Raw genomic sequence first — 1,815 nt, 5'->3', positions numbered from 1 at the left:
CTTTATCTATAGGTGTCCGGTCGTGGGCGGTTCGCCGGATCGCGCCGACGCCCGCACCGCGCCAGGCGCCGCTGAACTGGCACTATCGGATTCCCCCGCCGGTCCCCGCCCGGACTCCTCATGTCTCCTCAGGGCATCGTAATGGCGAATGCCCGGCTCGTCCTGTTGAGCGTGCGCGCTGAAGCGGACGAAAGGGCGCGGCACCGGCCGGCGAACCGGGGGGGTGGCCGCACGCCGGCGGCTGGCGCCTCTCCCCGATTGGTCGGGCGGCGAATTCTGGCAGCAAGATGAGCGGTATGAGTGAGCTCGCGCCGTCGTTGGTCGAACTTGCCAGGAGATGCGGCATCGCGACCGAGTACGACGACTGGACCGGGCGGCGGGTGCCGGTTCCGGCAGCCACGCTGGTGGCGGTGTTGGCCGCGCTGGGCGTGCCGGCCGGCACCGAGCAGGAACGCAACGTGGCCCTGGCCGCCAAGCTGCGGTCGCATTGGATGCGGCGGTTGCCGCCCACGATCGTCGGGCGCACGGGTGAGCAGACACGGTTCTGGGTGCACGTGACCCACGGCGATCCCGCCGAGGTCTGGTTGCAGCTCGAGGACGGCACGGTGTGCGGCGGGATCGAGCAGGTCGACAACTTCACCCCGCCGTTCGACCTGGGCGACCGCTGGGTCGGTGAGGCCAGCTTCGTGCTGCCGGCCGACCTGCCGCTGGGCTATCACCGGGTGCATCTGCGTTCCTCCGACGGGGAGACCAGCACCGCGCTGATCGTGACGCCGGACTGGCTCGGGCTGCCCGAGCGGCTCGGCGCCCGCCGAGGCTGGGGGCTGGCCGCCCAGCTCTACAGCGTGCGCTCGAAACAGTCGTGGGGCGTCGGCGATCTGACCGATCTGACCGACCTGGCGGTGTGGTCGGCGTCGCGGCATGGCGCCGACTATTTGTTGGTCAATCCCCTGCACGCGGCAGCCCCGACGCGCCCCATGGAACCGTCACCCTATCTGCCGACGTCGCGGCGCTTCATCAACCCGCTCTATCTGCATGTCGAGGCGATTCCCGAGTTCGCCGAGCTGCCCAAGCGCAGCCGGGTGCGGCGGCTGCGCTCCGAGGTGCAACAGCGGGCCGCTCGACTCGACGCCATCGATCGCGACGGTGCGTGGGCGGCGAAGCGCGCCGCGCTCGAGCTGTTGCACCGGGTGCCGCGGTCGGCGGGCCGCGAGTTGTCCTACCAAGCCTTCCGGGCCCGTGAGGGCGGCGCGCTCGACGACTTCGCCATCTGGTGCGCCCTGGCCGAGAAGCACGGTGCCGACTGGCACTCCTGGCCGCAATCGCTGCAGCATCCGCACGCGTCCGGGGTCGCTGCGTTCGCCGAAAAGCATTCGGAGACAGTCGATTTTCATCGGTGGCTGCAGTGGCAACTCGACGAGCAACTCGCCTCGGTGCAGTCGCAGGCGGTCCGGGCCGGAATGGCGCTGGGCGTGATGCACGACCTGGCGGTCGGCGTGCATCCCAACGGCGCCGACGCGTGGGCCCTGCAAGACGTGTTGGCGCTGGGCGTCACCGCCGGCGCGCCGCCGGACGAGTTCAATCAACTCGGCCAGGACTGGTCTCAGCCGCCGTGGCGGCCCGATCGGCTGGATGAGGAGGAGTACCGCCCCTTCCGGGCGTTGATCCGTGCCGTGCTGCGGCATGCCGGCGGCGTGCGCATCGACCACATCATCGGGTTGTTCCGGCTGTGGTGGATCCCGGAAGGGGCGCCGCCCACGGAAGGCACCTACGTGCGTTACGACCACGAAGCGATGATCGGCATCGTCGCCCTGG

The 1,815-nt window shown here is 70.2% G+C and carries 1 protein-coding gene; it reads left to right on the top strand.

Going from position 1 to position 1,815, the window contains the following annotated elements:
- Positions 1 to 296: 296 nt before the first annotated feature.
- On the top strand, positions 297 to 1,815 hold a 1,519-nt coding region (gene malQ / locus A5692_RS14220; RefSeq protein WP_068056963.1), incomplete at its 3' end, for a 4-alpha-glucanotransferase.

It is taken from the genome of Mycobacterium sp. E342 (assembly GCF_001667665.1).
Classification (GTDB): Bacteria; Actinomycetota; Actinomycetes; order Mycobacteriales; family Mycobacteriaceae; genus Mycobacterium.
This window is presented reverse-complemented; position numbering and strand designations above follow the sequence as displayed.